This window comes from Cupriavidus sp. 05L310 (assembly GCF_056398185.1).
Genome location: NZ_JBFTOX010000125.1, coordinates 1 through 6,108 on the forward strand (window position 1 = coordinate 1; position 6,108 = coordinate 6,108).

Genomic DNA, 6,108 nt, shown 5'->3' on the forward strand with positions numbered 1-6,108 from the left:
GCGCTCGTTATTGAAGCTCTCCGAGCCGATCTGGAAGACCTGCTCGCCCTTGACGTTGGCGACCTTCGAGATTTCCGGGACCGAGGCGATGATCTTGTCCACCGGCACCACGGCCGACTGGTAGGCCGCGGTATTGGTGGCGGCAGCGCCGGCGCCGGCAATGGTGCCGCCGGTGCCGATGATGACGATATTGGCCTTGCGGGCTTCGCTGGGGGCGCTCGCCTGCGGCGGCGCGGCGGCGGGCGGGGCAAGCTGCGCATGGGCGGCGCCGGTGGTCAGGCTGGCGGCGAGCAGCAGGGCGCCGATGGTGGTGAGACGGACGGAATGCTTCATGATTCTTCTGGCTCTCTATGGCAGCAGGCAATGCTCGTTGGCCGGACTGCCGGTGAAATCCGCAGTCCGGCCCGAGGGTTTCGTTGGCGCGTGGCGCCGGGGATTTATTTTCTATCGATCAGCCAGCCGATCAACAAGCCGACGGCGGCTGCGACACCGATCGATGTCCAGGGACGTTCATGCACATAATCGTCCGCCAGGCGCGCCGTGTGGCGGCTTTTTTCGACCACGACGTATTGCACGTCCGCCATCTTCTTCTTTGCCTTCTTCAGGCGCGCCTGCACCTTGCCAGGCACTTCCTCCGCCGGCCCGCTCGCGGCGTTGGTGGTGGGTACCAGCAGGCTATCCACTTCGCGCAGGGCGTTCCCGGTATTCGACATGATTTTCTCCTCGTTGAATTGCTTGAATGCTTGGCTCATTCTGGTCAAACGGTTAATCAACTACTGAACGACTGAACTGCGGGAATACTGAATTGCGGCATGAATGAACGACTGGCCGGGATACTCAGTTGTATCCCAGCACGGCGACCGCCTTCAGCTCCTCTTCGTCTGCACTGGTGCCGCAGTCGAAAGGGTCGAACGGGGGACTCGGGAGCGCGGAGGCCTGGGGGGCCGGCATGGGTTGCGACTCTTTGATGATCAGCGGGTAGCTGCGAAGCACATGGTTGGCGATGACTGGCATGGCAAGTCGTTTGTTTCCGGATTGGCGTTCAGATCATGTCGCGAGTTCGCACAAGACGCGCGTTGGTCATGGGGGCGACGTGGTCTCCATTCTGTTTGAAGCTGCGCTTGTTCTCCCTGTGGCAGTGCCGGGGAGGGGCAGGTTCAATGCCTGCCTAGCATAAGGAAGATCCGGCGCGCGAATAAGAGCCAATCCGGAATAGTTGATGGAACCGCCTTCTTGCGTCCTGCCAGGTGGCCGGTCAGGCTGTCGCGCGGCCGGATGAGGATGCATCGAGCCCGTTACCGACGCTGTCTGGCCTGGCGGATTTCCTGATGGCCTCGATGGATTCGAACCGCTGCCTTGTTTCTTCGGGAAAGCGGGCAATGAGCGCGGCGATCAGCGTCTCGGTTTGCGCCAGCGCAGGTACCTTGGTATCGAACGGCGAGTCCGTCCGGACAAAGCTGGTGAGCGTGGCCGCGGAGAAGCCAGCGATCGGCGACTTCCATTCATCGGTGAAGAGGATGATCTTCGCGCCGAGACGTTGCGCGGCGGCGGCAAAGTCGATGACGGTTTTCTGGTATCGGCGATAGTCGTAGACGACGAGGACATCGTCGGGGCCGATGTCGACCAGCACCTCGTTCGCCCGCTCCAAAGCCGGCTCGATATGGCGGACCTTGGGCCGTACATGCGTCAGGAGAGACGTGAAGCGCGCCGCGAGGAATGCACTGGATCGCCCGCCGGTGCAGAACACGGATGATCGCGGCTCGCCAAGCAGATCGACGGCGGTATCGAAGTCTTCCGGCGAAGCGCAGTGCGCCACCCGGCTGACGGACATCGCCAGGCTTGCCAGCAGGGGCTTCTGGAAGTCTTCCCCCGGCCCACCGTGCGTGCTGGCTCCCAGCCGCGAAAGCGGTGAATTCATCGCCTCATCCACCTCCGCCAGCAGCGCCCGCTGGAACGCCGGGTAGCCATCGAACCCGAGCTTCACGACCAGCCGGTACACCGTCGGGTCGCTGACCCCCGCTTGCGCCGCAAGGTTGGAGATGGAGGTCAGCGCGGCGCTCGGATAGCTGGTGAGCAGCGTTTCCGCCACCTTCAGCTCGGACGCGGTAAAGCCGGAAGCCCGGTCTGCCAGCGTGTCTCTGATGGATAACTTGGCCACGCTCTCTCCGGGAGTGGATCATAAAAGGAATGCCAGCCTGAAAGTAATGAGCATTACAGTTCGTGGCATAAAACGGAGAATAGCACTCGCGACATTCCGGACCGATTGCGCGTAAACCCTTGGTTTCGCCAGGGAGATGTGCCGTGTATTGTCTGTCAATGTCATGTTTGTCTCACCGTGGCCCATGTCTATGTATTAGACGTTACAGCGTGCCGTGAGCCGCCGGTACCGCTGGCACGCGACGCCGAATGCGAAGGACAGCCTGTGCCGGGGCATCCTGGTAAGCAGCGTAGAGGGAGCAAGGACCTTGAAAGAGACGCCACTAATCGACTGGCTTCTCGGGCGCAGTCACTGGAGTCAACCCGATCGATCGGGGCTTCCCCTGAACCGGCAGTTGTTCGATGACATCCGCGGCGCGATCCTGGCCGGACAGTTGTCCGCCGGTACACGCTTGCCACCGACACGCGAGGTTGCCAAGGGGCTGAACATTGCCCGCAACACTGTCCTGTATGCGTATGAGCGCCTCACCGATGAGGGCTATACGCTCACGCACGGCGGTAGCGGAACGTATGTTGGCGATGCCCCTCCCGATCCTGTCCTGCGTGATTGCGGGTCCGGCGTAAGCCAGGCGGAGGAGGTCGCAGCAGTGCGCGAGGCGTCTCGCTTATCGGCGCGAGGCCGTGAGTTGCTTGACGGCGCCGGCGCGTCGGACCGGCAGGTGGGCTCGTTTGTGCTCGGCATTCCGGACGTCAGGCAATTCCCGCGCGCGATATGGCAGCGGATCATCACCCAGGTCTGGAAAACGGCTTCCCAGGAGCAACTGGGCTACGGCACCCGGCATGGCTGCCCGCCGCTCAAACGTGCGCTTGCGGAGTACCTGGCCCTGGCGCGCGGCGTCGACTGCCTGCCCGAACAGATCGTCGTGACGCAGGGCAGTCACCAGGCGATCGATCTCTGTGCCCGCCTGCTTGGCGACCCCGGCGACGTGGTGTGGGTCGAAGACCCCGGTTACTGGGGCGCGCGCAGCGTGTTCCGCGCGGCGGGGCTGAAGGTGGAGGCGGTGCCGGTGGACGCGCAGGGCATGCAGCCCCCCGTTGCGCCCGAGACCGGACCCAGGCTCATCTTCGTGACGCCGTCACACCAATACCCCAGCGGCGTGGTGATGAGCCTCGCGCGGCGCCGCCTGCTGACGGAGTTGGCGCATCGGCACAGCGCCTGGATCATCGAAGACGACTATGACAGCGAATTCCGCTACCACGGTGCCCCTTTGCCGTCGCTGCAGGGCCTGGACCCGCATCGCAATACGGTCTACATCGGCAGCTTCTCCAAGGTGCTGTACCCCGGCCTGCGGCTCGGCTTCCTGATCCTGCCGCCGGCGCTTGTGGATGCCTTCGCCGTAGCGCATTCCGAGTTGTATCGCGGCGGGCAATTGCAGATACAGAACGCCCTGGCGAACTTCATTTCGGACGGACACTACGCAGCCCATATCCGACGTATGCGGAAGATCTATGGCGAGCGCCAGGTCCTTCTGACGCAGGAATTGCAGCGCCAGCTAGGCGGCGAGATCGACATCGTCGGCACCGATACCGGGCTGCACCTGACCGTCCTGCTGCGCCGTGCCAGCGATCATCAGGTATCCCGCGCCGCGCTGGCCCACGGGATCGTGGCGCGCTCGCTGTCTTCCTACTTTGCCAATCCGCTGCGCGCGCAGAACGGCCTGGTGCTGGGTTACGGCGGGGTCAGTGAAGAGGAGATCGCGCCCGCGGTGGCCAGGCTCGCGTGCGCGATTGAATCGGTGGGGGATGGTTGACGCGTATCGCCTGTGATCCTGGGCTCCTCGTCGACCTCAACCGGATCATCGGTGGACGTTCGACGAACGTGGACCCGGGAACCAGGGTTGACCTTGTCGGCGAAACGCACGCGCAAGCGTGCATTCTTGGATGAGATGAGTCAGATTGTTTCCTGGGGCGGACTTGGTCGCACTGATTGAAGCTCAGGGTGATGGCTTCGGTCGTCCAATGTGTGCGACCGGTCCGCAGATCCCCGTTCAGAATTTCAGGCCAGACCGGTAAATGACTTCTGGTTTTGAGTAATGCAATGCCCCCCCCGGCTATGATCGCCCTGCCAGTGGAGCGCCACTGGTGGCCGCTCTTGGCGAATTCCATCGGGGTCGCAGGCTTGGCCTGCACTAGGCCGGATATAAGTCTGCAACCAACCCTGATCGAGCATCGCGTGACATTTACCTAGCAAACCGGGGCGCGTTCATATAAGTGTGACCGGTGCGTCGATCACGGCTGTGACGCTGCTCGACAAGGAACATCAGCACTATCGAGATGAAGTCGGCATGTCGATGCCACCGGTTCCTCGCATGGTCATCCGGCCGGAGACGACTGCTTGCGTTCCGTGGCGTCGGTGCTGCAGTCGGTGGCAGAGAAGTATCAGATGATTGCCGGGCGCATCGGCGGTGAAGAGTTTGCGCTGCTGCGGTGCGGTTCCGCTTCGCCCTCGCTCGAAGAGGTGCTGGAGCATCTGCGCGTCGCGATTGAGGGGCTGGCGATCGAGCATCGCCATTCTCCGTTCGGCATCGTGACGGTCAGTATCGGGGCCTCGCTTACGCGCAAACAGGGGCAGGTCGAGTCGACACATCGAGAAGTCCTTGCGATCGCGGACCAGGCGCTCTATGCGGCGAAGAAGGACGGTCGGAACAGGGTGGCTTGTCAGGGAATGGCATGCATCTGGTGCCCGCGCGACGATTGCGCGACCGCCTGAATGCGAGCTGACACGATGAGGTAGCCTGATTGGACATTGTCCTTTGGCCGGTGCATAGCGTCTATCACGGCCACCGGTTCCCTTCCGCCGGCCTGGATTTCCAAAAGGCAGCCGCCCCCCCAAGTCTGGCGCTCCCAGAAGACGGCAGAACGCTGGGTCCGGCGCCTCCTCACACCACAGGCCTTCAGCAGCAGGATGAGTGTCAGCGGGGCGCCAGTCCTCTGTTCGACATGTCGAACTGGACCAGCATCGGGGTGACGGTCGTTTCTCTTACAGCGGTGCAGGCAGTGTCGCGGAGGGTTGCGCTGGCGCGGCCGGCTTCTTGTCGCTCGTGCCGCTGTAGGCGAAGTACTTGGCCTTGGCGCCCTTGGCCCAGTACGCCAGGGTGAACTGCTTGCTGTCGCGGGCGTAAAGCATCTCGAGGCTGCCGTTGGCTGCTTCCCACTCGGCGTAGCCGTTCCCGGCATTGGGGTCGGTCTTGCGCTTGGACTCGTAGCGGGCGTCGAGCGTCTTGCTGACCTCATCCATCGCGGACCGGTCGAATGTCAGGGTAATGAGCGCCACGGTGTCCTGGGCGTCGCAGTTCACGGTCGCGCGGGTCAGGCCTGGCAGATTGAAGCGATCCAGGTGCTTGATCTCGACGGTGTCACCGCCTGCCCACGGCGCCGTGCCAGTCTTGACGCGATTCGGACCGGGTGTCATCCGCGCACACTTGGTCTTGCCAAGTTCAAGGCCCAGGGGCGCCGCGTCCTTGCCGGGCGGCTGTGCGTGGGCGGTGATCGATGCCAGCAGGAGGGCGGAGAGGAGGGTGGCCTTCTTTATCATGATTTTGGCGAGATTGATATCTCGAAACGAACATGAGGGAGATTTTACGGCCTGCGGCCCCGCCGCCAGTTCGCGCATGCGTGTTTCTGATCTGGGCACGCTCCAAATAGACTGCGTTCTACAGGAATATGGCCTCGTTATGGTCACGGCCGCGTCTTGCGATTCCCCCTGGGCAGTACCTTCGCACCCGCGCAGCGGCCGTGAAACCCGCAGGGGTTTCCACGGAGCCTGGCGCATTTCGTTCAGACCTTGGCGTGGGTGGCGGCCCATTGCGACGGGTTGACGTCGATGCTCAGCGGGCCGAAGCCGGAGCCGATCACGCCGACGTTGTTGAGCGTGTTCACGTTGATGCTTTG

General features: G+C 63.0%; 6 protein-coding genes and 1 pseudogene. 2 read left to right on the forward strand and 5 right to left on the reverse strand.

Annotated elements, in window-relative coordinates:
- The 4 genes from AC1DS6_RS42085 to AC1DS6_RS42100 form a co-directional block, all read right to left on the reverse strand.
- On the reverse strand, nt 1-333 hold a 333-nt coding region (locus AC1DS6_RS42085), incomplete at its 3' end, for an asparaginase domain-containing protein (protein WP_477104744.1).
- A gap of 104 nt (nt 334-437) precedes the next feature.
- Nucleotides 438-713, reverse strand: a complete 276-nt coding sequence (locus AC1DS6_RS42090) for an ElaB/YgaM/YqjD family protein (protein ID WP_441637421.1) — start codon at nt 711-713, stop codon at nt 438-440.
- A 124-nt stretch (nt 714-837) separates the two neighbouring features.
- The gene (locus AC1DS6_RS42095; RefSeq protein WP_441637423.1) at nt 838-1,014 is read right to left on the reverse strand and encodes a hypothetical protein; all 177 of its coding nucleotides are present in this window, start codon (nt 1,012-1,014) and stop codon (nt 838-840) included.
- A gap of 241 nt (nt 1,015-1,255) precedes the next feature.
- The gene (locus AC1DS6_RS42100; protein WP_441637424.1) at nt 1,256-2,158 is read right to left on the reverse strand and encodes a MurR/RpiR family transcriptional regulator; all 903 of its coding nucleotides are present in this window, start codon (nt 2,156-2,158) and stop codon (nt 1,256-1,258) included.
- Between the two features lie 307 nt (nt 2,159-2,465).
- Between AC1DS6_RS42100 and pdxR the strand changes: the two genes are divergently transcribed.
- Together pdxR and AC1DS6_RS42110 are read left to right on the forward strand one after the other, a co-directional pair.
- Complete coding sequence (pdxR, locus tag AC1DS6_RS42105) at nt 2,466-3,968, forward strand: MocR-like pyridoxine biosynthesis transcription factor PdxR (protein WP_441637426.1); 1,503 nt, start codon at nt 2,466-2,468, stop codon at nt 3,966-3,968.
- 566 nt (nt 3,969-4,534) lie between these two features.
- Nucleotides 4,535-4,927 (forward strand): annotated as a pseudogene (locus AC1DS6_RS42110) (GGDEF domain-containing protein); the annotation flags it as partial.
- A 270-nt stretch (nt 4,928-5,197) separates the two neighbouring features.
- On the opposite strand, the gene AC1DS6_RS42115 reads toward AC1DS6_RS42110, so the two are convergent.
- Nucleotides 5,198-5,752, reverse strand: a complete 555-nt coding sequence (locus tag AC1DS6_RS42115; RefSeq protein ID WP_441637428.1) for a hypothetical protein — start codon at nt 5,750-5,752, stop codon at nt 5,198-5,200.
- Nucleotides 5,753-6,108 lie beyond the last annotated feature (356 nt).

What these genes read in the sequence shown, in the direction of transcription:
- AC1DS6_RS42095 (WP_441637423.1), bottom strand. Translation starts at nt 1,014, where the DNA reads ATGCCAGTCATCGCCAACCATGTGCTTCGCAGCTACCCGCTGATCATC.
- AC1DS6_RS42115 (WP_441637428.1), bottom strand. Translation starts at nt 5,752, where the DNA reads ATGATAAAGAAGGCCACCCTCCTCTCCGCCCTCCTGCTGGCATCGATC.
- AC1DS6_RS42090 (WP_441637421.1), bottom strand. Translation starts at nt 713, where the DNA reads ATGTCGAATACCGGGAACGCCCTGCGCGAAGTGGATAGCCTGCTGGTA.